General features: G+C 59.7%; 22 protein-coding genes and 1 pseudogene. 8 read left to right on the top strand and 15 right to left on the bottom strand.

Annotation, left to right across the window (positions count from 1 at the left end; all coding sequences use genetic code 11):
- Nucleotides 1-72: 72 nt before the first annotated feature.
- The 8 genes from FIU85_RS21190 to FIU85_RS21230 all read right to left on the bottom strand — a co-directional run bounded on the left by FIU85_RS21190 (nt 73) and on the right by FIU85_RS21230 (nt 9490).
- Nucleotides 73-1149, bottom strand: coding sequence for a branched-chain amino acid ABC transporter permease (locus FIU85_RS21190; protein WP_152498415.1), 1077 nt, complete (start codon nt 1147-1149; stop codon nt 73-75).
- Nucleotides 1150-1470: 321 nt separating this feature from the next.
- Nucleotides 1471-2460: a branched-chain amino acid ABC transporter permease gene (locus FIU85_RS21200; protein ID WP_152498417.1), complete on the bottom strand. Its 990-nt coding sequence runs from the start codon at nt 2458-2460 to the stop codon at nt 1471-1473.
- A 167-nt stretch (nt 2461-2627) separates the two neighbouring features.
- On the bottom strand, nt 2628-3446 hold the full coding sequence (locus FIU85_RS21205) for an ABC transporter ATP-binding protein (protein WP_152498418.1): 819 nt from the start codon (nt 3444-3446) through the stop codon (nt 2628-2630).
- Nucleotides 3447-3510: 64 nt separating this feature from the next.
- Nucleotides 3511-5484, bottom strand: coding sequence for an AMP-binding protein (locus FIU85_RS21210; RefSeq protein ID WP_254703084.1), 1974 nt, complete (start codon nt 5482-5484; stop codon nt 3511-3513).
- Nucleotides 5485-5849: 365 nt separating this feature from the next.
- Nucleotides 5850-6800 carry a methylmalonyl Co-A mutase-associated GTPase MeaB gene (gene meaB / locus FIU85_RS21215; RefSeq protein ID WP_152498420.1) on the bottom strand — a complete coding sequence of 317 codons (951 nt, stop codon included), beginning with the start codon at nt 6798-6800 and terminating at the stop codon, nt 5850-5852.
- Nucleotides 6800-8476, bottom strand: coding sequence for a methylmalonyl-CoA mutase (locus FIU85_RS21220; protein WP_152498421.1), 1677 nt, complete (start codon nt 8474-8476; stop codon nt 6800-6802). Before FIU85_RS21220 ends, meaB begins: the two co-directional genes overlap by 1 nt.
- On the bottom strand, nt 8466-8900 hold the full coding sequence (locus FIU85_RS21225; protein ID WP_152498422.1) for a cobalamin B12-binding domain-containing protein: 435 nt from the start codon (nt 8898-8900) through the stop codon (nt 8466-8468). The genes FIU85_RS21220 and FIU85_RS21225 overlap by 11 nt, the downstream gene beginning before the upstream one ends.
- Nucleotides 8897-9490, bottom strand: a complete 594-nt coding sequence (locus tag FIU85_RS21230; RefSeq protein ID WP_152498423.1) for a TetR/AcrR family transcriptional regulator — start codon at nt 9488-9490, stop codon at nt 8897-8899. Before FIU85_RS21230 ends, FIU85_RS21225 begins: the two co-directional genes overlap by 4 nt.
- Nucleotides 9491-9531: 41 nt before the next feature.
- Here FIU85_RS21230 and FIU85_RS21235 point away from each other — a divergent pair, with 41 nt between their 5' ends.
- Both FIU85_RS21235 and FIU85_RS21240 read left to right on the top strand, forming a co-directional pair.
- On the top strand, nt 9532-9795 hold the full coding sequence (locus tag FIU85_RS21235; protein ID WP_152498424.1) for a hypothetical protein: 264 nt from the start codon (nt 9532-9534) through the stop codon (nt 9793-9795).
- The gene (locus tag FIU85_RS21240; protein ID WP_172978960.1) at nt 9770-10972 is read left to right on the top strand and encodes a Xaa-Pro peptidase family protein; all 1203 of its coding nucleotides are present in this window, start codon (nt 9770-9772) and stop codon (nt 10970-10972) included. The genes FIU85_RS21235 and FIU85_RS21240 overlap by 26 nt, the downstream gene beginning before the upstream one ends.
- Before the next feature lie 24 nt (nt 10973-10996).
- On the opposite strand, the gene FIU85_RS21245 is transcribed toward FIU85_RS21240, so the two are convergent.
- Both FIU85_RS21245 and FIU85_RS21250 read right to left on the bottom strand, forming a co-directional pair.
- Nucleotides 10997-11815, bottom strand: a complete 819-nt coding sequence (locus tag FIU85_RS21245; protein ID WP_152498426.1) for an NAD(P)H-binding protein — start codon at nt 11813-11815, stop codon at nt 10997-10999.
- Nucleotides 11816-11856: 41 nt separating this feature from the next.
- Nucleotides 11857-12765 carry a haloalkane dehalogenase gene (locus FIU85_RS21250; protein WP_152498427.1) on the bottom strand — a complete coding sequence of 303 codons (909 nt, stop codon included), beginning with the start codon at nt 12763-12765 and terminating at the stop codon, nt 11857-11859.
- 197 nt (nt 12766-12962) lie between these two features.
- Here FIU85_RS21250 and FIU85_RS21255 point away from each other — a divergent pair, with 197 nt between their 5' ends.
- A complete protein-coding gene (locus FIU85_RS21255; protein ID WP_172978961.1) occupies nt 12963-13481 on the top strand; it encodes a TetR/AcrR family transcriptional regulator in 519 nt (172 codons plus the stop codon).
- A 426-nt stretch (nt 13482-13907) separates the two neighbouring features.
- Here FIU85_RS21255 and FIU85_RS21260 read toward each other — a convergent pair whose 3' ends face one another.
- Nucleotides 13908-14960 carry a CocE/NonD family hydrolase C-terminal non-catalytic domain-containing protein gene (locus FIU85_RS21260; protein WP_172978962.1) on the bottom strand — a complete coding sequence of 351 codons (1053 nt, stop codon included), beginning with the start codon at nt 14958-14960 and terminating at the stop codon, nt 13908-13910.
- Between the two features lie 14 nt (nt 14961-14974).
- Here FIU85_RS21260 and FIU85_RS21265 point away from each other — a divergent pair.
- Nucleotides 14975-15319: pseudogene (locus tag FIU85_RS21265) on the top strand (integrase core domain-containing protein); the annotation flags it as partial.
- A gap of 88 nt (nt 15320-15407) precedes the next feature.
- Here the strand turns inward: FIU85_RS21265 and FIU85_RS21270 are convergent.
- The 4 genes from FIU85_RS21270 to FIU85_RS21285 are packed head-to-tail and all read right to left on the bottom strand — an operon-like array spanning nt 15408 to nt 19206.
- Nucleotides 15408-15788: a carboxymuconolactone decarboxylase family protein gene (locus tag FIU85_RS21270; protein WP_152498430.1), complete on the bottom strand. Its 381-nt coding sequence runs from the start codon at nt 15786-15788 to the stop codon at nt 15408-15410.
- Nucleotides 15789-15795: 7 nt separating this feature from the next.
- The gene (locus FIU85_RS21275; protein ID WP_152498431.1) at nt 15796-17238 is read right to left on the bottom strand and encodes an aldehyde dehydrogenase family protein; all 1443 of its coding nucleotides are present in this window, start codon (nt 17236-17238) and stop codon (nt 15796-15798) included.
- Nucleotide 17239: 1 nt separating this feature from the next.
- Nucleotides 17240-18322, bottom strand: a complete 1083-nt coding sequence (locus tag FIU85_RS21280; protein WP_152498432.1) for an aromatic ring-hydroxylating dioxygenase subunit alpha — start codon at nt 18320-18322, stop codon at nt 17240-17242.
- Entirely contained in the window at nt 18319-19206 is an 888-nt protein-coding gene (locus FIU85_RS21285) for a MurR/RpiR family transcriptional regulator (RefSeq protein ID WP_152498433.1), read from the bottom strand. Before FIU85_RS21285 ends, FIU85_RS21280 begins: the two co-directional genes overlap by 4 nt.
- Nucleotides 19207-19278: 72 nt before the next feature.
- On the opposite strand from FIU85_RS21285, the gene FIU85_RS21290 reads away from it, so the two are divergent.
- Genes FIU85_RS21290 through FIU85_RS21305 form a run of 4 tightly spaced genes read left to right on the top strand, consistent with a single transcriptional unit; the run spans nt 19279 to nt 25203 of the window.
- Nucleotides 19279-21753: an FAD-dependent oxidoreductase gene (locus FIU85_RS21290; protein ID WP_152498434.1), complete on the top strand. Its 2475-nt coding sequence runs from the start codon at nt 19279-19281 to the stop codon at nt 21751-21753.
- Nucleotides 21750-22853: a mandelate racemase/muconate lactonizing enzyme family protein gene (locus FIU85_RS21295; protein ID WP_152498435.1), complete on the top strand. Its 1104-nt coding sequence runs from the start codon at nt 21750-21752 to the stop codon at nt 22851-22853. Before FIU85_RS21290 ends, FIU85_RS21295 begins: the two co-directional genes overlap by 4 nt.
- Before the next feature lie 4 nt (nt 22854-22857).
- Nucleotides 22858-24138, top strand: a complete 1281-nt coding sequence (locus tag FIU85_RS21300; RefSeq protein ID WP_152498436.1) for an aspartate aminotransferase family protein — start codon at nt 22858-22860, stop codon at nt 24136-24138.
- Between the two features lie 33 nt (nt 24139-24171).
- The gene (locus FIU85_RS21305) at nt 24172-25203 is read left to right on the top strand and encodes an ABC transporter substrate-binding protein (protein WP_172978963.1); all 1032 of its coding nucleotides are present in this window, start codon (nt 24172-24174) and stop codon (nt 25201-25203) included.
- Nucleotides 25204-25249: the final 46 nt, after the last annotated feature.

Raw genomic sequence — 25249 nt, forward strand, 5'->3', positions numbered from 1 at the left:
GGTCAGTTACCTCCCTTGGTTTTTCTGACGTTGTAAAGCTAGGGGCCGGCCCAACCTTCCGTACCGGTTGCTTCAATGAGGGAAGGGCCACAATCTCAGCTTCTCTTTTGTGAGACGCCAAAGTTGTGCCAGCCCATGCGGTTCTGCGATTAGGAAAATGATGATCAAGGCGCCGAGTATGATGAACTCGAAGTGTGCTGCTAGATCTGCAGGCCATCCCAACCCGCCCACCAGCACGTTCTTCAGCAAAACCGGTAACAGCACTAGGAACGCCGCGCCCGCGAACGAACCGAAGATCGATCCCAGCCCGCCGATGATCACCATGAACAGCACAAGGAACGATTTGCTTATCCCGAAGGACTCTCCCGCATCCACAGATCCAAGGTAAGCAGCAAAGAACAACGCCCCCGCAATCCCGACGAAAAAGCCCGACACGGCAAAGGCGCTCAGCTTGGCCTTCAGCGGATTGACCCCGATGATCTCGGCGGCAATGTCCATGTCCCGGATCGCCATCCACTGCCGCCCCTGCATCCCGCGCGTCAGGTTCCGCGCCACCAGCGCGCAAACCACGGTGAATACCAGGCAGAAAAGATACGCGGCCCAGGGCGCGGTCTCGGCCCCGGTGATCGGCACGCCCAGCACCGTGCGCTCCGGCGCGTTGATCTGGCCCGAGGCCGAGTAGTTGTAGAACCACCCCACCCGGTTGAAGAGCCAGACAAGAAAGAACTGCGCCGCCAGCGTCGCCACAGCCAGGTAGAACCCCTTGATCCGCAAGCTGGGCAAGCCAAACAGCACGCAGACCCCCGCCGTGATCCCGCCCGACAGGATCACATGGAAAAAGATGCTCACCTCCGGGAAACCCGTCATCAGCTTGTAACAGGCATAGGCCCCCACGGCCATAAACCCCCCGGTGCCCAGGCTCACCTGCCCGCAATAGCCCACCAGGATGTTCAGCCCGATCGCGGCAATCGAATAGATCAGGAACGGCAGGAAGACCGCGTTCACCCAGTAATCGTTGATCACGAAGGGCACGACGGCGAACGCCGCCAGCAGCACCGCATAATACCGATACCTGTCGAACTTGATCGGAAAGGTCTGGCTGTCCGCCACGTAGGACGTCTTGAAGTCGCCCGCCTCACGATAAAACATCAGATCTCTCCTCCACATACGTCACAGGCCCGAAACGAAGCTCCCGCGCGCAGGGCGGCGCAAGCCTGACCGGCCAAACGGCATCGTCCGCAATGGCAATCCGGCAGTTCACGCCGCACCCCCGTCTTTCTTCAGCTGCGTCCTCAGCTTGGCCAACTGTGTGGCCGCGTCCTGAAAAGTGGCGCGTCCCGACTGCGCAAGCGCAATATCGGCCTTGCACGCAGGGCAGGTGTAATGCCGCCCCTGGAACAGCGCACTTGTCTCGAAATGTATCGCCGTACCGCAATCCGGGCAGGGTAGGGTTTGATCCATCGGCACCGCTCACACCCGCTCAATGATCTTCTCGCCGAACAGGCCCTGCGGCCGGAACACCAGGAAAATCAGCGCCAGCACATAGGCAAACCAGATCTCCGTCGCCCCGCCCAGGTAGGGCGCGCCGATGGCGAACTCAAAGAGCTTCTCGCCCACGCCGATCAGCAAGCCCCCCACGATGGCCCCGGGGATCGAGGTGAAACCGCCCAGCATCAGCACCGGCAACGCCTTCAGTGCGATCAGGCTCAGCGAGAACTGCACGCCCGATTTCGTGCCCCACATGATCCCCGCGACCAGCGCCACGAACCCGGCCAGCGACCACACCATCACCCAGATGAAGTTCAGCGAAATGCCCACCGACAGCGCCGCCTGGTGATCGTCCGCCACCGCCCGCATCGCGCGCCCCTGTTTGGTGTATTGCGCGAACACGATCAGCGTGAAGACCAGCGCGGCGGCAATCACCGTCGCCACGATGTCCAGGTTGTCGATGAAAAAGCCGTATCCGAACCACCCCGCCGTGGTCGTGTCGATCACCTCGTTGATCCCCTGCGGCAGGCCCACATCCATCGTCTTGATGTCCGACCCCCACATCATGTCCCCGAACCCTTCGAGGAAATAGGCAAGGCCGATCGTGGCCATGAACAGGATGATCGGCTCCTGGTTCACCAGGTGCTTGAAGATCAGCACATTCACGACCCAGGCCAGCGCCACCATCACCACCATCGTCAGCAAAATCGCTGCCAGCGCCGGCACGTGCCAGCCGAAATGGTGGATCTCCGTGCCGAAGATCGCGTTGATCAGGTGCGAAAACGGCACCTGCCCTTCCATGATCCCCACCAGCGTCAGCGCGGCAAACAGCGCCATCACGCCTTGCGCGTAATTGAAGATCCCCGACGCCTTGTAAATCAGCACGAAGCCCAGCGCGACCAGCGCGTAAAGAACCCCGGCCATAAGGCCGTTCAGGAACACTTCCATTCCGAAAATCAGCTGATCAGGCATCACGTACCTCCTTCGCATTCCCGCCCCGGACCTGATCCGGGGCCTCCCGGCTGCCGAGGTCCCGGCTCAAGGCCGGGACGGGCGACCTGCCCGCATCAATCTGGGGCGTCGTAGGATGGGTGAAAACCCATCTTCGGTGGGTGAAAACCCACGCAGACCGCCCCACATCAATCATGCGCCACCCCCAAATAGGCATCGATCACCGCCTGGTTGCTGCGCACCTCGTCCGGCGTGCCATCCCCGATCTTCTTGCCGTAATCCATCACCACGACACGGTCGGACAAATCCATAACCACCCCCATGTCATGCTCGATAAGAACAATCGTGGTCCCGAACTCGTCATTCACGTCGAGGACAAAGCGGCTCATGTCCTCCTTCTCCTCCACGTTCATCCCCGCCATCGGCTCATCAAGCAGCAGGATCGACGGCTCTGCCGCCAGGGCCCGCGCCAGTTCCACGCGTTTCTTGAGGCCGTAGGGCAGTCGCCCCACCGGCGTCTTGCGGATATGCTGGATTTCCAGAAAGTCGATGATCCGCTCCACGAAAGCCCGGTTCTCGACCTCCTCGCGCTCGGCCTTGCCCTTCCACAGAGATTGCGAAAACAGCCCCGATTTCATCTGCCGGATGCGCCCCGTCATCACGTTGTCCAGCACGCTCATCCCCTCGAAGAGGGCGATGTTCTGGAACGTCCGCGCTATCCCCTGTTGCGCCACCTGGTAGGGCTTCATCTGCGGGCGCTTTTCGCCCTTGTACCAAACCTCGCCTTCCTGCGGATTGTAGAAGCCGGAAATCACGTTCAGCATCGAGGATTTGCCCGCACCATTCGGCCCGATGATCGCCCGGATCTCGCCTTCCCGCACGTCAAAGCTGATATCCTGGATCGCGACCACCCCGCCGAAACGCAGCGTGATGTTCTTCATCTCCATCACCACGCCGCCGATCTTGCGGCCATCCTCGGTGGTGAAACCTTCGGTCTGATCAAGCATTAAAACTCTCCCAACGCGAAACGGGATGGCGGGCGGGGCGAAAGCAAAGCTGAGCGTCGTCCCATCATTCCGCCGCCACCTTCTCCTGCGCCACCGGCACCACCTCGGCCTCCACGATCTTCAGAGTGGCCGAGATGCTGCCCTTGCGCCCATCCTCATAGGTCACTTCCGTCGTGGTGAACTTCTCCGTCGAGCCGTCATACAAGGCCCCCAAGAGCTCCTCGAACTTCTCCGAGATCACGCCCCGCCGCACCTTCCGCGTTCGGGTCATCTCGCCGTCATCCGCATCCAGTTCTTTGTGCAGCACCAGGAAGCGATGCACCTGGCAATGCGCCAGCATCGGGTCCTCGGCCAGGCTCCGGTTCACCTCTTCGACGTGCTCCTTCACCGTCTCCAGCACGCGCGGATGCCCCGCCAGCTCCTGGTAGGAGGCATAACCGATATTGTTCCGCTCGGCCCAGTTGCCCACGGCATTCAGGTCGATGTTGATGAAGGCCGTGCACTGCTCCCTCTGGTTGCCGAACACCACGGCCTCCAGGATGTTGGGATAGAATTTCAGCTTGTTTTCCACGTATTTCGGGGCAAACAGGCTGCCATCGGCCATCTTGCCCACATCCTTGGCCCGGTCGATGATCTTCAGGTGCCCGGTCGCCTCGTCGATGAACCCGGCATCGCCCGTCGCGACCCAGCCCTCGGCGTCCTTGGTGCTCGCCGTGCTTTCGGCGTTCTTGTAGTATTCCTCGAACACGCCATCGCCGCGATAGTAGACCTCGCCGCTCTCGGCGATGCGCAGCTCGACGCCCGGCGCGGCCACGCCCACCGTGTCGCTATAAACCTCGCCATCGGGCTGCAAGGTGATGAACACCGATGCTTCGGTCTGCCCGTAAAGCTGCTTCAGGTTGATGCCCAGGCTCCGGTAGAAATCAAAAATCTCCGGCCCGATCGCCTCGCCCGCCGTATACCCCACGCGCACGCGCCCGAACCCCAGCGTATCCTTCAAAGGCCCGTACACCAGCAGCCCGCCAAGCTTGTATTTCAGCCGGTCCCACCCGCTGACGCTCTTGCCGTCCAGGATCGCCGGCCCCACCTTCCGCGCATGCGCCATGAAGGTACGGAACAGCCATTGCTTCATCTGGCTGGCATCCTCCATCCGGATCATCACGTTGGTCAGCTGGCCCTCGAACACCCGCGGCGGGGCGAAATAATACGTCGGCCCGATCTCGCGCAGGTCCACCTGCATCGTGTCCGGGCTTTCCGGGCAGTTCACGCAGAACCCGCACCAGTACGCCTGTCCGATGGAAAAGATGAAATCCCCCACCCACGCCATCGGCAGGTAAGCCAGCACTTCCTCATTCCGCGTCAGGTGATCAAACTCCGACGAGGATTTCGACGCTTCGATGATGTTTCGGTTCGACAGCACCACGCCCTTGGGCTTGCCGGTCGTGCCCGAGGTATACAGCATCACACAGGTGCTGTCATATTCTAGGGCCTCGCGCCGCGCCTTCAGCTCGGACATCAACGTGTCTTTCGCCTCACGCCCCTGCGCCTGCATATCGCTGAACTGGTGCAGCTTGCCATGATCGTATTTCCGCAGGCCGCGCGGATCCACGTATATCATGTGCTCGAACTGGTGCAGGCCCTCCTGGATGTCGATGATCTTGTCGACCTGTTCCTGGTCCTCGACAATGGCAAACCGCGCGCCGCAATGGTCCAGCACATAGGCCATCTCGTCGCTGGCGCTGTCCTGATAGACCGGCACCGGGATCGCCCCCACCGATTGCGCCGCGACCATCGACCAGTAGAAATAGGGCCGGTTACGCCCGATGATGGCAATGAAGTCGCCTTTATCGACGCCAAGCTTCAACAGCCCCAGCGCCAGCGCCTCGATTTCCTGCTCCGCCTCGGCCCAGGTCCAGCTCTGCCAGATCCCGTATTCCTTCTCCCGATAGGCGGGCCTGGCTCCGAACTGCGCGGCGTTGCGCTGCAAAAGCGCCGGAATGGACGCAAGCCCATCCGCGCCTCTCGACGACTGTGCCAAATTGTGTCCTCCCTTTGTCCACATTTTTCAGCGCCCGTCCAGAGTTCAATGCTCTTTGCGTTGGAAGTGGGCCGCTATAGATCGCGCCTCACTTAATGTGCACGGCCTGCTGGGCCGAGCTTGGGTCAACCTAGTAGAACGTGAATAGTTAGTCGTTTGACCCTGTTGACACCTCTGGTCGCCACCTATCGCTTGCAACAGGCATCCCTTCGGACTACGGGAATCAAATCCTCGCTGGGTTCGTGGCGCTAATCGACGAAAAGTGTCGGACTTCAGAAGCGCCCGAACCTCTAAGCCGAGAACAACGTCAACCAAGCAAGCACGACGGAGCGTTGCCAAGACGAGCGGACGTCTAGCCAGGTACATTAATTCTTGCCTTCCGTAGAAAGGGCGGCAAGCGAACGCCTAATGGCACGATCCAGATCTTCCGGCCTCATAGCATCCACGTCTACTTCCGGAATCCCCGCCGAAACGCGGCCGGCAATCCGAAGTACAGTGATCGCAAGTTTACGTGCATCGCGCTTGCGCTTGCGGTCTTCGCGGGTGCTTGCTCCTGAAGTTTCGAGCAGATAATCCAGCGCGTCTTTCAGCTCCGTAACGCCACTGCCTGTTGAAGCAGAAACTTTCATCACCGGCACATCGCGTTTCGGACCGGCTCGCAGCGCAAGCATCGCTTCCAGTTGCTTACTCGTTTCATCGGCGTCGTCTCGGTCGGCCTTATTGACAACAAGCAGATCTCCTATCTCTAGGATTCCGGCTTTGAGCGCTTGAACCTCGTCGCCGAGCCCAGGCGCAGATACAACAACGCTGAAATCAGCCACTTGAGCTATCTCGGTTTCCGACTGCCCAGCCCCGACCGTTTCAATCAAAATCAGCGGCCAACCGGCAGCATCCATAACATCAGCCATATCCAGCGCGGCCGCGCACAAGCCGCCTAGATGACCCCTTGCCGATACCGACCGTATGAAAACATCATCGTCGAGGCTGTGCGCGCCCATGCGAGTACGGTCACCCAACATCGCACCTCCGGTGATTGGGCTCACAGGGTCAACGGCGAGCACGGCAACGCGACGGCCAGCCCGTCGCCATTCGTGGATTAGCGCATCGACAAGAGTGGATTTTCCAGCACCAGGAGGCCCAGTAAACCCAATGATTTGCGCCTCACCGAAACTGTCCGAAAGCAAAGTAATCAATTCTCTTGCTTCGGACCCGCCATTTTCAATCAAGGTAAGCGCGCGGCCGAGCGCACGTGTGTCGCCCTGACGAAGACGATTTGCGAGCGCTAAGATTTTTGCCGTCTGATCATTGATCGACATTACGCCACCATCAAAGGATGGCCAAATCCCAGCTCACCCCGCAAACACGAGATAATTTCACCGTGGGTTACGCCGCAGTCGACTGCTTCGACCACTTTCTCGTAAACGTTCTCGGAACCATTCGCCGCTCTGGCCAGCTCATTAAGTGACTTGTCGACTGCGCGCTGACTCCGGCTGGCTTTGAAGGCCTTGAACGCTGCAACTTGTGCCTCCATTGCCGAACGATTTGGACGATAGGTTTCAACTTCTCCGTCCTCAATCTCAGATTTATAACAGTTTACTCCCACAACCTTCTCAGTTCCACTTTCGATGCGATTTTGGTAGCTGAGCGCGGATTTCCCGATCATGCGCTGCACGATTCCAGCATCTGCGGCTTTGTACATACCGCCTGCATTTTCGATCACGCCCATGACCTTGAGAATTTCTTCTTCCATCTCGTTCGTCAGAGATTCTACGTAGTACGAGCCGCCCAATGGATCGATTACGTCACACAAATGGGCTTCTTCCCGGAGGATGTTCTGAGTTGCAACTGCGATCCTGGCAGCATCTTCTGTCGGGCAGGCCATAGCCTCATCAAATCCGTCAGTATGCATAGACTGCAGACCGCCAAAAATTCCAGCAATTGCTTGTGCCGTCACCCGAGCGATGTTGTTGAGAGGTTGTTGCTGCGTTAAGTCTACGCCAGATGTTTGACCATGGAATTTGAACCGCCATGACCGGGGATCTTTTGCACCCAAACGGTCACGGGCGATGTGCGCCCATATTCTCCGACCGGCTCGAAACTTCGCCACCTCCTCGAAAAAACTGATCGAGATGTCGAAGAAATAGGTAAAGCGCGGGAGGATGTTGTCAGGGTGCATACCTGCTGCAATGCAATCCTCCGCGTACTGGATCGCGGTAGAAAGCGTAAGTCCCACGGTTTCTGCAGGGGTTGCACCGGCCTGCTGCATATGCTGGCCAACAATCGATACCGGGTTCCAGTTCGGCACATTTTCCCGGCAGAACCTAACATGGTCAACAAACACGCGTCTGGCCCCCGGCTGACTTAGCCGGTAGAACATGTGATTTGCGACAAAATGAGAGATGTAATCCGATTGGTTTGCCGTGCCGGTAATCTTGTCTAGAGGCACGCCTCTCCGTTTGGCCACACCAATCAAGAAGGCAAAAAGAGTGAACGGTGTGGGATCGTTCATCGCAGTGGAGATCTCATCAATTGGCACCCCATCAAGTGCCGCTTCCATGTGCTCGACTGTGTTTATTACAGTGCCGCAAGTACCAAGCAGTGGAACGGGACTCTCGTCGCAATCAATTCCTCGAAAGCCTGAATTGCATGGCAACAGGCTGATTGCTGAAGCGCCTTGCTGCAACAACATACGGACCCGCTTGTTATAGTCCTGAGGCGTGCCCAGGCCAATGAGTTGCCTTTGGGTCCAAGTCCGACCTCGGTGCATAGTACTGTAGATGCCGCGCGTATAGGGCGGCTCTCCCGGCAGACCTACGTCTTCTTCATACCTGTTCTCCGACCAGTCCAGCGGCGTATAAAGTGGACGAACCTCGATCCCTGAGCGATTTACAACGGTCCGGTGCTCGCCAATTTCCTTGTCGTAACGATTTTGCCAATCAGCCTGCTTTGCTGCCAAGTCTGAACCGTTATCTTTCAAAGTTTTACTGGACATCCAATACCTCCGTATCTTCGCGCATTTTGCGAGCCTCTCGTGCCAGCCCTCTCACGACTTCGACAATTTCTTCACTTGTGGCGCCAGGGCCGAAAATGGCGCTGACGCCCGCTTCGATAAGTTCAGGCTGCTCTTTTTGAGGAATTATGCCCCCTACAATTAGGCGAACGTGTCCCATCTCTGCTTCTCGAAGAGCGCCAATCAGCTCCGGCATGATGAGGTGATCTGTTGCAAGCGAACTTACTCCAATAACATCTACGTCTTCCTGCATCGCGAGCTTGACCACCGCGCCAATTTGCTGCCAGGGCGGTGTATAGATCACCTCCATGCCAGCATCCCGCAGATATGCCGCCACAACGCGGCTCCCCCGATCATGCCCGTCGAACCCTATTTTCGTCACTAGAACGCGTTCCGGATAGTTCATGATCCAACTCCTTTCGAAGGGCAGTCCAAAGGTCCGCGAAACACCCGCATCAACTGACGGGCGAGTTTCCGGGGGCTCTCCTTTCCGGGCTGATGCCAGACCGGGATATGGTTGAGCGACCCGATCAGGAAGAGGCGCAGCAGACGGCGGTCGACATCTTCCGCCAGCGGAAGCGCTGCAACCAGATCGCGCAGATAAGTTTCGTAACTGTCTCGCAGGCGCACGAGCTCATTGCGCGCAGAGGGCACGTCATCGGGAAAGATCCGTATGATCACGCTCGCATAGGCAGTTGGCTCAACGATCATCTCGATATGGGCGGCAAGCATGTTTTCCAGACGGGTCCAAGGATTCATCGCCTTGGCGACCTCGCGCTCGACACGCTCACTCAGATGCCGGACGCCTTCTTCGTAGACGCCGACGAGTAACGCTTCCTTGTTCGGATAATGATAATAGATCGACCCTGGAAGCATTCCGCACTTCCGTGCGATGTCTCGCATGGTTGTCGCCTGATACCCTCGGGTTGAAAAAAGCTCCGCCGAACTATCGAGCAGAACATCCAGCCGATTATTTGAACGTATAGCAGTCGCCATTTGACATATCTCATTCACCAAACATATGTTTGTTTAGTTAAATGACCGATGCGAGTCAATGGTCCTCCGTCATTGAAATTGAGCTTGTTGTGATGAGCAGCGACAAAAACGAGAAAGGGAAAGTGTTAAATGCAGTGGCTACCGAAAGCGTTTATGCAAAAGAACGACCCGAAATGTTACCAAGTGGCTCAATTGAGCCCAGCTCGAACCTTCCCGCCAAAAGTTGCGACAACTTCCTAGCAAGTTTTTGTTTTCATACTTATTATGAGGGAGTTATCGATGACCGCTCAGAAGTTAAGAATTGAAGCTTTGCAGAAGCGGCTTCGGCAAAGAGAACTTACAGGCGCCTTACTGCATATTAGCAGAGATATTTTCTACTACACGGCAACATCACAACCGGGCTGGTTATTCATCTCCCCTTACGATGCGCGCCTTTTTGTTCGTTCAGGCTTGGACTTTGCTTTGGAACAAAGCACGCTTCCGAAAGATAGCATTTCACAAGAAAGCAAAATTGCCGAAATTGTGGCGAACTGTGTCGGCAAAAAAACCAAAGGCATGGTGATCGGCGTCGAGAAGGACGTGATGACTGTCCCTCAATACCAGCGGTTACGTGATGTCTTGGGATCTGCCAAACTAGTAGATGTTTCACGCGACATACTCGAACAACGAATGATCAAAGACCTGAGTGAGATAGAGTCGATCAAGAACGCCGCTCGGGCGCTCGATAAAGGTCACGAGGCGGCAATGCGGTTCTGGCGGGCCGGTATGACTGAGCTTGAAGCTTCTGCGATTGTCGAAGATGGACACCGCAGGGCCGGCCACGAAGGTGTGTATTTCGTCAGGCAGCCCGACTTTACAATGGGACGCGGGCCGCTCACTTCCGGAGAAAACCGCCAAGCACAAAGCGGTGTTGTATTCACGATATCGGGGCGTGGACTGAGTGCGGCGATCCCCGCCGGAGCGTCGCGCAGGACGATACAGCGCGGAGAGCTGATCATCGTGGACATACCGACCTGTTTGAACGGATATCATGGTGATCAGTCGCGTACGTATTGCATAGGCTGGCCAGACATCAAGGCTCAGAAACTGCACCGATGTCTCCGTGCGGTGTCCGACAATCTAATCGCCAATATCTCGCCGGGTATGAGTTCAGGAGAAGTTTTCGAGCGCGCTTGCATTCACGCGAAAGCTGCTGGGATCGCCGAGACGTTTCTACGATTTGCAGACGGAAGGACGGCGCATTTTGTCGGCCACGGAGTGGGTCTCGATCTCAACGAACCGCCATTTCTGTCACGCGGTGGCGAAGACCAAATCCGCGCGGGCATGGTCCTCGCAATAGAACTTCACCTCTGCGACACCGAGATCGGAATGATCAAGCTGGAAGACATGATCGTGGTGGAAGAGCAAGGATGTCATATCCTTACCCTGACAGACCGCGATCTGATCTCAATTCCGACCGGAAACGCAACCACCGCCGATTGACACAACCATATAAAGTTGTGTCGCCTAGGTCCAACACCCGCGGGCTTGAGCGTCCCGGGCAAACTCCGCAAAATTTCGTGGACTTCGGCCAATCGCGCGTTGCAAACCGTCAGCGGTGCTCGCGTTCTTCCCATCAAGTATTTCGGCTACAAGTGATGCGACAAAACTGGCATCTTGCGCCGGGAAGCCGGCCTCGACCAAGGTACTTTCGAATTTGGCAGGCGTGATCGTCCGGTACCGCACATCCAGCCCGCTGGCCTTCGCGATTCGGGCTACCGCTTGCGGCCAAGTCAGAAGTTCAGGTCCGGTTATCTCGTAGATTTCACCTTTATGCCCGTCCTCAAGCAGTGCTGCGACAGCAACGTCGGCAACGTCTTCGAGATCGACCCAAGGTTCGGGCGCGCCGGAATCCGGTGCAGAGACCTCGCCGCTCATCACACTGTCCAGAAAGCCGCCTTCACTGAAATTCTGCATGAACCAGCTTGGCCGCAGGATCGTCCATTCCAGAGACGACTCCATTAGCAGCTTTTCACAGGCTTGTGCGCGGGCCTCATTACGTTCCGACAAGAGAACGATCCGGCGCAAACCGGCTTTTTCAGCCGCCGCAACAAAGTCGCGAATGACGCCTTGTGCCGAAGGCACTGCAAGGTCCGGTGAATAGGCCACATAGGCCGCGTCAATATCGCTCAGCGCTTCGCCCCATGTGTCGGGATCTTCCCAGTCAAAAGGGATCGCGCTGCGCCGCGTGGCTTCCCGGACCGGCACGCCGCGTGCCTTCAGTCGGTCAGCAACGCGCCTGCCGGTCTTACCCGTTGCGCCGATGACAAGAACTTCGTTGTGCATTTTTCGTTTCCTCTAATCTAATTTCGGTTTCTTGACGCACGCTAGTCCTTGCGCAGGCCAAAATGCGACATTGCCTTTTCCGCAATCAGACGCCCGCCGGATTCCTGAACGAAATGCCCGCCATCGGCGATTTCCAGCGGAGGCGGACAGCCCTTGATTATCTTGCGCATGACAGCCATCACATCCGGGCCCAACATTTTGTCCATCATGCCGACCGCCATGAAGCTCTCGCCGACCCATTCATTGGACCAGAATTCAGCCGCTCGCCGAGAGGTCGCGACACCCGGCGCCTCATCTGTGGTCGCCAGCAGATGGGGAAACCGGCGCACCCCGGCCTTGTAAGTCTTGTCGGGAAAGGGCGCTTCATATGCCAGGGCTTCGACTTCGGAAATGACCGGTTCGTTCTTCTGCATGATCGCACTGACCGGCACGTCATCGCTCGAATCGATATCCGCTTTCCAAACTTCGAAGGCCGGGCTGTCGACCGGCCCCATCATCAGGCCGGTATTCATGATGATCAGTCGCTTGAACCGCTCGGGCATCTCCATCGGGATTGTCAGGCCGAGAACACCTCCCCAGTCCTGCACGACTAGCGTGATATTCGTCAGGTCCAGATGCTCAATAAGCGCCAGCATGTAATTTCGATGGAAGTCGAACGTGTAGACTGCCTCGTCCACCGGCTTGTCCGACCTTCCGAAGCCAAGCCAGTCCGGCGCAATTACACGCCCGCCTGCGGCAACGAACGCCGGGATCATCTTTCGGTAGAGGTAGCTCCAGCTCGGTTCGCCGTGAAGCGTCAGGAACACATCATTTGATCGTGCGTCACCTTCATCAAGGTAGTGACCTCGCAACCCCTCGTATCCCCTGAGGTTTTCGACGTAATGCGGTGCAAAAGGAAAATCCTTGAGTCCCTGAAATCGCTCATCGGGGGTTCGTAACGCATTGATCATTCTGATTACTCTCGTTATGTTGGTCGCTTGACCAAAAAATTAGGTCAATTGACCAAGTGCGTCAAGTGCCGATCGTGAGTATTGTGCAGTCGCACCGACACTCAGGAAGCGCAGAGAGCCAACAAGTGAAACCCGAGCCTACCTCAGAAGCCAGATCTCCAAAGGAAAAGCTGATTCTGGATTGCGCGCTGAAGCTTATGACCGACACCGGCGATGCTGGCCTGACTTTGCGCAAACTTGCGGACTGCGCCGGGATGCGCCTTAGCAACGTGCAGTACTATTTCAATTCGCGCGACGACGTGCTTGCCGCCATGGTCGGTCGGTACTTCGAGGAGTGTTCCGCAAACCTGGTCCACATGACGGATCGCCACCAGTTCGGGACTACGCGAGAGCGGATAAAGTTTCTTGTCAGCGTGGGCTTGTCACATGGACAAGAGGTTTCCGATATGTGCCGCGCCTTCCGGGAAATCTGGGCGATCTCCAGCCGAAACAAGGAAATCGACCTGCGCCTAATGGATTACTACAGCCAGTTCTCGAAGGTAGTCGTGGACTTCGCATTGCCAGACGGCTTCGACACGGCTGCGCGCGACCGTCTGCGCGCCTTGCTAGTGCCTTACTTCGAAGGGTACTCAATCACAGCCAGATCGCTTCCTATGCCCGTAGAAGACACGGCTGAAATGATTACCGATCTCGCCGTTTCAGTGACAAATGCCTGATCCAGAAAGCGTTGGGTCGTCACCCGGAGTTTCTCTTTTCATCGGTATGCCATTGATGAGCAAGGGTGGCGCGGGCCTGATCGAGGCTGCTGCAGTTATGCCGTGATGATTTGCGCATCTGTACGCTGACGGGCCTGTTCCTAAGCCTTGAGCAGGTTTTCCGGTAACGCGGCAAACAGCACTTTGGCTCAGATATACTTTATAAGGCTGTGCGCATCTTAGATGGTCGCTTGCGTGTTGCGTTGGTTGCCGAGCGATCTCGCCGAAACCGAAAACACACGCATTACAATGGCGGTGGCATTCGGCGCATCCCGCGTGTCATCGACGGCGCGTGTTGTCTGGTCTGGCCCAATGACACGCCGCTCAAGCCGCCGCTCGCCAACTTCGTCGCCTGGCTACGTGAGGCTCTTTTAACCGTCCAGAAATTCAGGTAAACCGTCGTTGAATGCGCCGGGTCCACGAATTTGAAAGAATCTGCTCATCGTTCCAACGGACAGTTATTTCTCCGTCAAGCAGAACCTCGTCTTCCGTGCAGGCAGTTTCTACCGATGAGGTAACCTGAGCAATTCCATCGGGGCGCACTACTTCCATCCAATGCCGAAACGCGTTTTGAGCCGATGTTGGGACATTTGGATGAATGCGATGATCGAATGACGTTTCAAACGAAAAGACTGTATCAATGTCGTTAAGTCGCATTGTTGTAATAGGTTGGCGCCAGCCTACCGCCGTGGTGCCGTCTGCGCTCGTTGTGTGGGTACGGGACAATTTCGGCGCTGATACAGTTTCGTCATTGGGGATGTTTGCCGCTGCTTGCGGCTTCGGAAACTCTGTTTGCAGGACGATAGGCTCGCCTTGAAAGGAGGGCAACTCGATCATCCCACTTTCTAAACGCAAAGCCGCCAGCCGAGGGGCTGTCCATACTAAAGGCCAGTAGGAGGTTCCTACGGAAAAGCGGATGCGATGGCCCGCCCGGAAGCGATACGCATTACTGTGGAACCGCACGCGGATGCGCCTTGGGCCCGGGCCGAGATCGCACTCAGGCGCGTCGAGCGTGTCGTCAAGCGCGAGATTGCGGACCGCGAGCCCGACGCGCGATGAGATGCCGGTTGGCGAAACGTCACAAATACGCAGGCTGATCTGACTTAGTTCCTCTTCCGCCAAAACCACAAGCGTCACTTCGGCGTTGCCGTAAAGAATGAAATCCGCTGACAATGGCCCGGTTTCGAAACACAAAGCACGCGCATCATCTTCGCTTTGCTCGAGCGGCAGGCCCCCGTAGCGACCGAAATACCCGGTATCGCCCGAGGCCAGCCCGTGCAAGAGGTTCGCCGGAACATGCCAGCCGATCTCGTTGTCGGAAGGCTTGCCGGCCAGCGCACCGTCACCGTCGAGGTGCAGCGTTGTGACGGCGGTCTCCTCCGACGGTGGGCCGCTCTCGATCCAGCCGCCGTTGCGTATGTCAAGAACATCCTGCGGCACATCGAACTCGCGTAGCCAATGCAATCAACTTCGTTGACCACGTCGTTGAAAAGTTCCCGTTCCGCATCCGCGAAATCAGGACGGATAACGGCCATGAGTTCCAGGCCAAATTCCATTGGCATGTCGAGGATCTTGGCATCCGCCATGCCTACATCAGGCGCGGGACGCCGCAGCTGAACGGTAAGGTGGAACGGTCACACAGGTCGGATGGGCAGGAATTCTACCAGTTGCTGAGCTACAAAGGCGATGTCGATCTTGAAGCAAAGTTGGGCGAATGGGAGCGCTTCTACAACTTCCACAGGCCGCATGGCGCACATAACGGAAAGACGCCTTACGAAGCGCTCAGAGAGAAGCTATAATCAACAAACGGGATGTCCCACGAGTAACCGCACCTTACAACCGGCACTTTCCGGCGATCAAGACGCTTACGCAAGCGAAGACGTCTGATCAGGACTCTTCCAGCACCTTGCGCGCCGTCCGAAAGCACTCCAGGGCTTGTGGAACACCGCAATAGATTCCGATCACGTGGATGATGCCGCGGATTTCCTCGCGGGTGACGCCATTGTTGATTGCGCCCCGGCAGTGGATTTCCCATTCATGCATCTTTCCGAGAGCGCCGATCATCGACAAGTTCATCATTGATCGGGTCTTGGCATCGATTACGTCGTCCCCCCAGCCGAAGCCCCAGCACCACGCCGTCATCGCTTCTTGGAAAGGGCGCGTGAAATCATCAGCTGCTGCCAGGTTCTTCTCAACGTAGTGTGCGCCCAGTGTGGCCTTGCGCTGCTCAAGACCGATCTGAAAAAGATCTTTGTCGATTGTAATCATTGCCCTATCACCTCACTTTTATGGCTACGTTCTTGGTCTGAACGTAATTCCAGAGCGCCTCGCGCCCCTTTTCGCGACCGTAGCCGGATTTGCCGTAGCCGCCGAACGGGGTTTCTACGCCTCCCGCGAACCATGCGTTTACGAAAACTTGCCCAGCCCGAACCTTCTGTGCCGCGCGAGTCGCGCGATCGAGATCGCGGGTAAAGACGCCGCCCACAAGCCCAAATTGCGTGCCGTTGGCAATCTTGATCGCCTCGGCCTCATCGCGAAATGACAGCACCGACAGGACGGGCCCAAAAATCTCTTCCTGAGCAATTGTCATGTCCGGCTTCACATCCTTCAGCACAGTGGGTTCCAGAAAGGCGCCTGGAATGTTCATCTTGTGCCCGCCGGTTACTACGTGGGCGCCCTGCCCCTCGGCCTGAGACACAAAATCAGCCGCTCGGTCACGTTGTGACTCGCTCACCATCGCGCCCATATTGGCGCCGACCGCGCCGCGCTCCCTGCCCGGCCCGACTGAAAGCGAATTGGCCACATTTACCGCGCGCTCGATCAGTTCGTCATGCCGGCTTTCATGAACGATGACACGGCTCATGGCACTGCAAATCTGGCCGGCGTTAAAATAGATGCCCCAGCGGATATCGTTCTCGAACGCATCCAGGTCGGCGTCCTCATGCACAATAGCGGCCGACTTACCGCCTAGTTCCAGCACGCAGGGGACGACATTTTGCGCCGCCGCGGTGGCGATCGCGATGCCAGTCCGCACCGAGCCGGTGAACACGACCTGATCGATATCGGGATGAGCTGACAAAGCCGCGCCCGCTTCGTGTCCCCAGCCGCAGAGGATGTTGACAGCGCCATTTGGAAAGCCCGCGGCCTCCGCGGCACGCGCAAAAATGTAGTTGGACAGTGGCGTGAGTTCGGGGGTTTTGATCACGCAGGCATTGCCCGTGGTCAGCGCGGCCGACAGCGATCGCGCAGTCATCTCCAGCGGGTAGTTCCAAGGAATGATTTGCGCAGAAACGCCATAAGGCTCATAATGGGTGAAATCGAAATACCCCGACCCCAACGGGATCGACCGCCCCTCAACCGTGCTCGCCTGATTGCCGTAATATTCGAAGTAGAGTGCCGCGCCTCGGACCTCCATCTCTGCTTCCCAGCGCGGCTTGCCCTGTTCCGCGGTAAGCAAGTCGGCCAACGCGTCGATATGGTCGATCAGGTACCGCCCCATCGCCTGGACCATGCGACCTCGTTCAATCGGCCTCATATCGGTCAGAACTCCGGATCGGTGCACACGGACAGCGGCTTGGACCGCGCGATCCACATCAGCCGCATCGGCCATCGCATGTTCGGAAAGTTTTTTGCCCGTTCCTGGATCGATCACGTCAATCCGGCCTGCTCCGCCTTCACACCACAGGCCGTCGATGTAATTTTGCTCTTGGTTACTCATGTCAATCTACCACACCCTCGCGCATCCACTTCTGAAGCATCATGACCGAATGCTCGGAATTCACGCCGCACCCCGGATCGACCACCAGCGGCCCGGGCACGTAGCCGCGCGACTTCAGCCCGCGCTGCACCGATTCCACCAGGTGGATATCCTCTTCGACGGTGGTGGCTCGGTCCTGTACCGCTAGCCGGCGGATCACCTCGCTGTCCCAGCCACCCTCCGTGTACCACCCCCTCCAGACGATCACATGATCCGGGCCGACAGCGCGCCAGTGATAGGTGTTCAGCACGTTGCCCGGGTAGACCTGGAAACTGAACATCGGCCACAGGAACCAGCTCGAATACTCTTGCGCATGCGGCTTCGAGCCGTCGATCTCGTAGCTCATGTTCTCGAGGCTCTGGCACTCGGTCGTGTGGCGCAGGCAATAGCCCTGCGGCTGTATATCGTAGGTTTCCGGCTTGATCACCCCGGTGGAAAAGGTCGGATGGTTGAGCGAACAGTGATAGCACTCGGAATAGTTCTCGACCGAAACCTTCCAGTTGCAGTTCTCCGGGATCTCCACCCATTCCAGCGGCTTCAGGCTCTCCCAGTGCGGCAGCCATTCCATCAATTCGGCGCGCACGCCGGGAAACCACTGGTCCATCGGCGCCGCGTCCGGGTCGAGGTTGACGAAGATGAAGCCCAGGAAAACCTCGGTACGCACTTCGGTCAGACAGACGCGGGACTTGTCGAATCCCGGCACCGCCTTGGTGTTCGGGGCCGCCCGCAGCGCCCCCGTCAGCTCGTAGGTCCACGCATGATACGGGCAGACCACCACGCGGGTCGACCCAGCGCCACTGACCAGCTGGTGCGCCCGGTGCTGGCAGACGTTATAGAAGGTGCGGATTTCGCCATCGCGCCCCTTGATGCAGAACAGGCTCTCACCGGCCATCTCGAAGGCGAAGTAATCGCCGGGGTTCTCAAGCTGGCTGCCGTGGCCCGCAAACTGCCAGGTCCGCGACAGAAGGCCCGTGCGCTCGGCCTCGAAAATGGCGGGGTCGGTGTAATACCTCGCCTCCAGCGAATGGGTCAGTGCGATGGTCATTCCGGCTCCTCCCGGTAGAGACCCAGCTGATGCCGGCGTTGGTGAAATTTCTCGACACGCTCCACGATCTCGTCGCTGGCCACCGCGATCACGAAACTCAGCAGGGTTTCCAGCAGCGCGATGGTCGAGACCGAGGACGGAAAGAACTGCGGCGTGTCCACGGCCACTGTGAATCCGTGCTGCGCGTGCAGGATGATCGGGCTGGCCGGGCTGTCGGAAATGCCGATGACGGTCATGCCCTGGTCACGGGCGATACGCACCGCTTCGATCACCTCTGTCCGGTAGGGCTTCATCGTCATGGCAATCAGCACATCGCGCCCGTCGGCCCAGGCCAGGTCGTCCGCCGCGGTCGATCCGGGCTTCGGAATGCTGTGAAACTGCGTCATGCCGGTGGACGCCAGATAGGTGAAATTGCGGGCATTGGCGTTGTTGACGCCCACACCCAGCGTAAACACCTGCCGCGAGGCCCAGATCGCCTCGGCCGCGGCCTTCAGCGCATCCTCGGAAATCGTGGCGAAGGTTTCCTCGATGTTGCGCGCCGCCGCATCGATCATGTCGGCGTAAAGCCCGCCGATTTCGCCGGACTTGCGGATATCCTGCAACCATCGCGCCCGGTCCGGGAAACTGACTCCGCCCTTGCGGATGGCCTCTCGGAAGGGCGCGCGAAAATCGTCATAGCCCTCGAACCCCACCTGTCGCGCCATGCGCACGAATGTGTTGGGCTTCACGTTCGCCGCCTCGGCGATTTCGCGCACTGTCGAGACGCCCACATCGGCGGGGTTTTCCAGAACATAGCGTGCGGCCTTCTGCGCCTCGGGGGTCAGGCGATCCCACTCGTCACTCAGGCGGTCAAGGATGGTGTTTGATACGTTTGTTTGATTCATGATTGACGATGGTACAAATGTACGAATACCATGTCCATCGAAAATGCGACTCTGCTCACAGGAAAAATCGCCATGTCCGGACCGACACTCCCGTCCCATGCCCGCGTCGTCATCGTCGGCGGCGGCGTCATGGGGGTGGGCCTTGCCTATCACCTCGCGCACGAAGGGTGGGGCGCAGATACCGTCTTGCTGGAAAAGGCCGAGCTGACCAGCGGCAGCACCTGGCACGCGGCGGGGCAAATCACCCACTCCACCTCCAGCTTCAGCCTGGGAAAATGCGTGGACTACAACATCGGGCTCTATTCCGGGGGACTCGAGGCCGAAACCGGCCAGCCCGTGACATGGCACGGCTGCGGCTCGTTCCGCCTTGCCTATACGGAGGACGAGATGGACTGGCTGCGCCACACCCTGTCGGTGGGCCGCGCGCTTGGCTTCAACATCGAGCTTGTCGGAACGGACAGGATCGCCGAACTGCACCCCTTTTATAACCTCGACGGCGTGCTCGGTGCGTTGCACACCCCAGACGACGGTCATGTCGATCCCACCAACGTCACGATGGCGATGGCGGCCGGGGCGCGCCAGAAGGGCGTGCGCATCTTCCGCCGCTGCCGCGCCACCAACATCACCCGGCAGGGCGACGACTGGGTGGTGGAAACCGAACAGGGCCCCATCCGCTGCGAACACGTGGTCAACGCGGGCGGGACCTATGCGCGGCAAATGGGCGAATGGTCGGGCCTGCAACTGCCCATGACCTCCATGACCCACCATTATTTCGTCACCGACACCGTGCCCCAGTTCCTGGACCTCGACCGCGAACTGCCGGTCATCCGCGACGACAGGAAGGTCTCCGGCTACATCCGGATGGAACAGAAAAAAGGCCTGATCGGCATCTACGAAAAGGAAAACCCCAACACCGTGTGGGAAGACCACTGCCCATGGGACGCCGAGAACGAACTGTTCGACCCCGATTATGACCGCGTCATGCCCTGGCTGGAAAACGCGCTTGAACGGATGCCGATCTTTGCCGAGCTGGGCATCACCCGCGACGTGCACGGCGCGATCAGCCATCCGCCCGACGGCAACCCGCTGATCGGCCCCGCGCCCGGCGTGCGCAACTACTGGTGCTGCTGCGGCACGCAGATCGGAATCGGTTGGGGCCCCGGCCTGACCCGTGAACTGGCCCGCTGGATGGTGCACGGCGCCGCCGACATCTCGATGCGCGACTACGATCCGCGCCGTTTCGGCGCCTATGCCACCAAGGACTGGCAAATCGTCAAGGCCAAGGAGGACTACTGCCTTCGCCACGAAATCCCCTTCCCGCATTTCAACCGTCTGGCAGGGCGCCCGGTGAAGCCCTCGCCGCTCTATGACCGGCTGAAAGACAAGGGAGCGGTCTTCGAGGAGGTCTACGGCCACGAACGCCCCCGCTGGTTTGCCAAGGACGGCGTGCCTCAAAAGGATCAGTATTCTTTCCGTCGCAACGCCGTGCACGACATCGTCACCGCCGAATGCAAGGCCGTGCGCGAGGCCGTCGGGATCATGGACATCTCCGCCTTCACCAAGGTCGAGGTCACCGGCCCCGACGCCGCCACGCTTCTGGACCGGCTGACCGCCAACCGTCTGCCGCAAAAGGTGGGGGGCATCGCGCTGACCCACATGCTCAACCGCCGCGGCCGGATCGAACTGGAAACCACCGTGGTCAAGCTGGCCGAGGACCGCTTCTATCTCGTCTGCGCCGCCTTCTTCGAACAGCGCCTGCTCGATCACATCGACCAGAACCGCGCAGGCGAGGACGCCGAAGTCATCCTGCGCTCTAACGATTGGGCCGCGCTCACGCTCAACGGCCCAGCATCGCGCAAGGTGCTGGCGCAATGCACCGACGCCGATCTCTCGAATGCCGGATTCCGCTGGCTGACCGCGCAACAGATAAACTTGGCCGGCGCGCCCGTCTGGGCGTTCCGCATGTCCTATGCGGGCGAGCTGGGGTGGGAACTGCACATGCCGCGCGAGCACGCCCTCGCGGTCTACGACGCCCTCTGGACCGCCGGCAAGGCGCACGGCATCGCCGACTACGGCAGCTTCGCCATGAACGCCCTTCGCATGGAAAAGGCGTTCAAGGGCGCGGGCGAGCTTACCAACGAAGTGACTTTGCCAGAGGCCGACGTGATGCGCTTTGCCCGGCTGGACAAGGACTATCTCGGTGCCGACGCCACCCGCGCCAGCGCCGAACAGGCGAAACAGGGCAACCTGCCTTGGGTCTGCGCCTACTTGGAAATCGAGCCGGACGGCGAAATCGACGGCCACGGCGGCGAGGCGGTTTTGCTCGACGGCACGGTCGTCGGCTCCACCGCCTCGGTCGCCTATGGCCACAGCATCGGCAAGATCCTCGCCTTCGCCTATCTCAAGCCACACGCCATCACCCCCGGCACGAAACTGGAGGTCGTGATCCACGGCCAGCCCCGCGCCGCGCGCACCTTGAGTGAACCGGCCTACGATCCGCAAAGCCTCCTGCCCCTCGCCGAGACCGCGACGGAACCCGCGGAATGAAGATCACCCGCCTGTCGCTCTGGCACGTACCGCTGACCAGCCACACGGCCTATTACATGGCCGACGGCAAGACCTGCGACACCGTGGAAAGCGTGGTCATCGCGCTCGAGACCGACACCGGCCTGACCGGCTGGGGCGAGGTTTGCCCGATCCCCCACTACCTGCCCGCCTACACGCGCGGCGTCGCCCCCGCGCTGACCGAACTGGCGCCGGTGATCTTGGGCGGCGACCCGCTGGGGGCCGAGGCGCTGATGGCACGGGCTGACGCGTGGCTACCCGGTCACGCCTTCGCCAAGTCGGCGCTCGACATCGCGCTCTGGGACATCACCGGCAAGACGGCAAACCTGCCTCTCTACAGCCTGCTCGGCGGTCGGCAATCGGAGGACCTTCCGCTCTACCACTCCATCACCTGCGTCGCCCCTGACGAGATGGCCCGCGTTGCCCGCGACGCCCAGGCCAGCGGCATCACGCAATTCCAGGCCAAGCTCGGTGCGTCCGGCGACTGGCAGACCGACGTCGAACGCCTCGCCAAGGTGCGCGAGGCCGTCGGCCCCGGCCCGCTGGTCTATGGCGACTGGAACTGCGGCGCGACCACCCTCTGGGCCACGCGCGTCGGGCGCGCCGCGGCCGATCTGGACGTGATGCTGGAACAGCCCTGCGCCACGCTGGCCGAATGCGCCCAGGTCCGCGCGGCCACCGGCCTGCCGATGAAGCTGGACGAACTGGTCCACGACACTCCCACGCTCCTGCAGGCGCATGGCCTTGGCACAATGGACGCCGCGGCGCTGAAGCTGTCGAAGTTCGGCGGCCTGTCCGCGCTGCGCCGGGCGCGTGACCTCTGCCTGCATCTCGGTGCCAAGATGTGCGTCGAATGCACTTGGGGCTCGGATATCGTGACCGCCGCCGCGCTGCACCTCGGCGCCGCGACCCCACCGGCGCGCCTGCTGAACGTCTGCGACCTCTCGGGCTACGTCTCGCCTCGCGTGGCCCCGGGTGCCCCGGTGCGCAACAATGGCCGCATCGCCCCGCCCGATGGGCCGGGCCTTGGCATAGCGCCCGACCTCGACCTGCTGGGCCAACCTGACCTGATACTGGATTGAAGCGATGAACAGACATCACACCCAAGCCGACTGGGCCGAGCGTGCCCGCGCCGTCCTGCCCGGCGGCGGCTTCGGCAATTTCGACCCCTCGATGGTGATCCGCGAAGGCCGCGGCGCACGGGTGTGGGACGAGGATGGCCGCGAATATGTCGACTACCTGATCGGGTCCGGACCGATGCTTCTGGGCCACGGCCACCCAGAGGTGCTCGAGGCGGTCTATGACCAACTTCCCAGGGGGCAGACCTTCTTTGCCAATAACGCGCTCGGTATCGAACTGGCCGAGGAAATCTGCCGCGCCGTTCCCTGCGCCGAACAGCTGCGCTACGTCTCATCGGGCGGCGAGGCGGACATGTACGCCATGCGCCTTGCCCGTGCCTTCACCGGACGCGACAAGATCGTGAAGTTCGAGGGCGGCTATCACGGCATGTCCGCCGAGGCACAGATGAGCCTTGCGCCCACGCGTCGCGTGAACTTTCCGCAAGCCGTTCCCGACAGCGCCGGCATCCCCCGAAGCGTGGCCGACGACATGCTGATCGCGCCCTTCAACGACCCCGACTACATCCGCTCGCTTCTGGCAGAATACGAGTGCCAGGTCGCCGGCCTGATCGTCGAGCCGCTGCAACGCATCATCCCGCCCGCGCCGGGCTTCCTGCAACTGTTGCGCGACGAATGTGACCGGTACGGCATCGTGCTGATCTTCGACGAGGTCGTCACCGGCTTCCGCTTCTCCTATGGCGGGGCGCAGGAACTTTATGGCGTCACGCCCGACCTTTGCACGCTGGGCAAGGTGATCGGCGGCGGCTTTCCCTTGGCGGCCACCGCGGGCCGGGCTGACATCCTGGCGCATTTCGACAAGGCAGCGGTGGGCGATGACCGCTGGCTGATGCAACTCGGGACGCTATCGGGCAATCCAGTGGCGGCCGCAGCGGGGCTCAAAAGCCTCGAAATCCTGCGCCGCGACGGACAATACCCGCGTCTGCGCGACCTGGGCGACAGGGTGGCGGGCATGATCCGCAAGGCGCTCGAACCCACGGGCTTGCCCTATCGCATCGTCGGCGACGCCACCCTTTTCGAGGTCGTCTTCACCGCGCAGGACCCGCTGGATTACCGCGCCGTGCAGGGGGCCGATGCTGCCCGCGCCAAACTTTGGAACGATACATTGCGCGCCAATGGCATCTTCAAATCCCCCGGCAAGACCTACCCCAGCCTCGCTTTGACCGAGGCAGATTTCGAATGGACGGACCACGCAATTGCCAAGGCGGCCGATGCCGTCGTGGCGGAATGAATGATTAAACCTGGTGAACATAGGGAGTTTCACATGAAGAAGACGATCCTAATGGCCTCTGCCTCGCTGATGGCATTGGCCGGCGCTGCAAAGGCGGAATCGCTGAACGTATCCGCCTATGGCGGGAGCTGGGGCGATGCGCTGAGCGCTTGCGTGTTCAAGCCTTTCGAGGAAGAAACGGGCATTTCCGTTGTGCTAGAACCCAGCGCCTCGACCGTGACCTTGTCGAAGCTGCAGGCTGAGGCTTCCGCGCCCGTGACCGACGTGGCCTGGATGGATGGCGGCGTGTCGGAGCTCGCTCGTGACAGCGGCGTTGTGCAGGCGATCAACCCGGACCAAGCCCCGGCTCTGGAGAACGTCGCCGATCAGGCGAAATACAATACCGACAGCGGCGAGATTTACGCCGTTGGCAACGGTTATTTCGCCGTGGGCATCGTCTACAACAGCCAAGAGATCACCACCCCGCCCACCTCGTGGGAGGATCTGTGGAACCCCGAATATGCAGGTCGCGTGATCCTGCCGAGCGCTGTCAATTCCATTGGCGTGCCGATGCTGGCCGTGTTCAACGATCTTGCCGGCGGGACGTTGGACGATTTGAGCCCGGCAGCCGAGAAGCTGGCCGATCTGGACGTGGCCTTGTTTTTTGACAGCTCAGGCGTCGCCAACAGTGGCTTCCAGACCGGCGAGGGCGTAATCGGAGCGCATTACGCGACCCAAGCCTTCACCATGGCCGACAGCGGCCTGCCGATCGCCTACGCGATTCCCAAAGAAGGCGCGATGGCCTCGGATATCCGCGTGCATATCGTAAAAGGGACCGACCAGTTGGAGGCGGCGCATAAGCTCGTCGATTTCGCTGTGCGTCCCGCACAGGCTGGCTGCCTAGCCGCGGAACTTCAGGTCGGACCCGCGACCATGGGTATCGAGCTGCCCGAGGACGTGGCAGCGCGCATGCCTTGGGGTGAGGGTGGATCCTTGGACGATCTGGACGTGGCGGACTGGACGGCGATCAACGCCCATCGCGACGCCCTGACCGAAACCTGGACCCGGATCGCAACCGGCGGGTGACAGAAACGGTCCTGAAGCGCATCGCCGTAAGGTCTGCGCTTCGGAG

Source organism: Roseovarius sp. THAF8, assembly GCF_009363735.1.
Taxonomy (GTDB): Bacteria; Pseudomonadota; Alphaproteobacteria; order Rhodobacterales; family Rhodobacteraceae; genus Roseovarius.

Coding starts and splice junctions, on each gene's coding strand:
- FIU85_RS21190 (WP_152498415.1), bottom strand. CDS start 1,149: ATGTTTTATCGTGAGGCGGGCGACTTCAAGACGTCCTACGTGGCGGAC.
- FIU85_RS21200 (WP_152498417.1), bottom strand. CDS start 2,460: ATGCCTGATCAGCTGATTTTCGGAATGGAAGTGTTCCTGAACGGCCTT.
- FIU85_RS21205 (WP_152498418.1), bottom strand. CDS start 3,446: ATGCTTGATCAGACCGAAGGTTTCACCACCGAGGATGGCCGCAAGATC.
- meaB (WP_152498420.1), bottom strand. CDS start 6,800: ATGTCGATCAATGATCAGACGGCAAAAATCTTAGCGCTCGCAAATCGT.
- FIU85_RS21220 (WP_152498421.1), bottom strand. CDS start 8,476: ATGTCCAGTAAAACTTTGAAAGATAACGGTTCAGACTTGGCAGCAAAG.
- FIU85_RS21225 (WP_152498422.1), bottom strand. CDS start 8,900: ATGAACTATCCGGAACGCGTTCTAGTGACGAAAATAGGGTTCGACGGG.
- FIU85_RS21230 (WP_152498423.1), bottom strand. CDS start 9,490: ATGGCGACTGCTATACGTTCAAATAATCGGCTGGATGTTCTGCTCGAT.
- FIU85_RS21235 (WP_152498424.1), top strand. CDS start 9,532: ATGACCGATGCGAGTCAATGGTCCTCCGTCATTGAAATTGAGCTTGTT.
- FIU85_RS21240 (WP_172978960.1), top strand. CDS start 9,770: ATGACCGCTCAGAAGTTAAGAATTGAAGCTTTGCAGAAGCGGCTTCGG.
- FIU85_RS21245 (WP_152498426.1), bottom strand. CDS start 11,815: ATGCACAACGAAGTTCTTGTCATCGGCGCAACGGGTAAGACCGGCAGG.
- FIU85_RS21250 (WP_152498427.1), bottom strand. CDS start 12,765: ATGATCAATGCGTTACGAACCCCCGATGAGCGATTTCAGGGACTCAAG.
- FIU85_RS21255 (WP_172978961.1), top strand. CDS start 12,963: ATGACCGACACCGGCGATGCTGGCCTGACTTTGCGCAAACTTGCGGAC.
- FIU85_RS21270 (WP_152498430.1), bottom strand. CDS start 15,788: ATGATTACAATCGACAAAGATCTTTTTCAGATCGGTCTTGAGCAGCGC.
- FIU85_RS21275 (WP_152498431.1), bottom strand. CDS start 17,238: ATGAGTAACCAAGAGCAAAATTACATCGACGGCCTGTGGTGTGAAGGC.
- FIU85_RS21280 (WP_152498432.1), bottom strand. CDS start 18,322: ATGACCATCGCACTGACCCATTCGCTGGAGGCGAGGTATTACACCGAC.
- FIU85_RS21285 (WP_152498433.1), bottom strand. CDS start 19,206: ATGAATCAAACAAACGTATCAAACACCATCCTTGACCGCCTGAGTGAC.
- FIU85_RS21290 (WP_152498434.1), top strand. CDS start 19,279: ATGTCCGGACCGACACTCCCGTCCCATGCCCGCGTCGTCATCGTCGGC.
- FIU85_RS21295 (WP_152498435.1), top strand. CDS start 21,750: ATGAAGATCACCCGCCTGTCGCTCTGGCACGTACCGCTGACCAGCCAC.
- FIU85_RS21300 (WP_152498436.1), top strand. CDS start 22,858: ATGAACAGACATCACACCCAAGCCGACTGGGCCGAGCGTGCCCGCGCC.
- FIU85_RS21305 (WP_172978963.1), top strand. CDS start 24,172: ATGAAGAAGACGATCCTAATGGCCTCTGCCTCGCTGATGGCATTGGCC.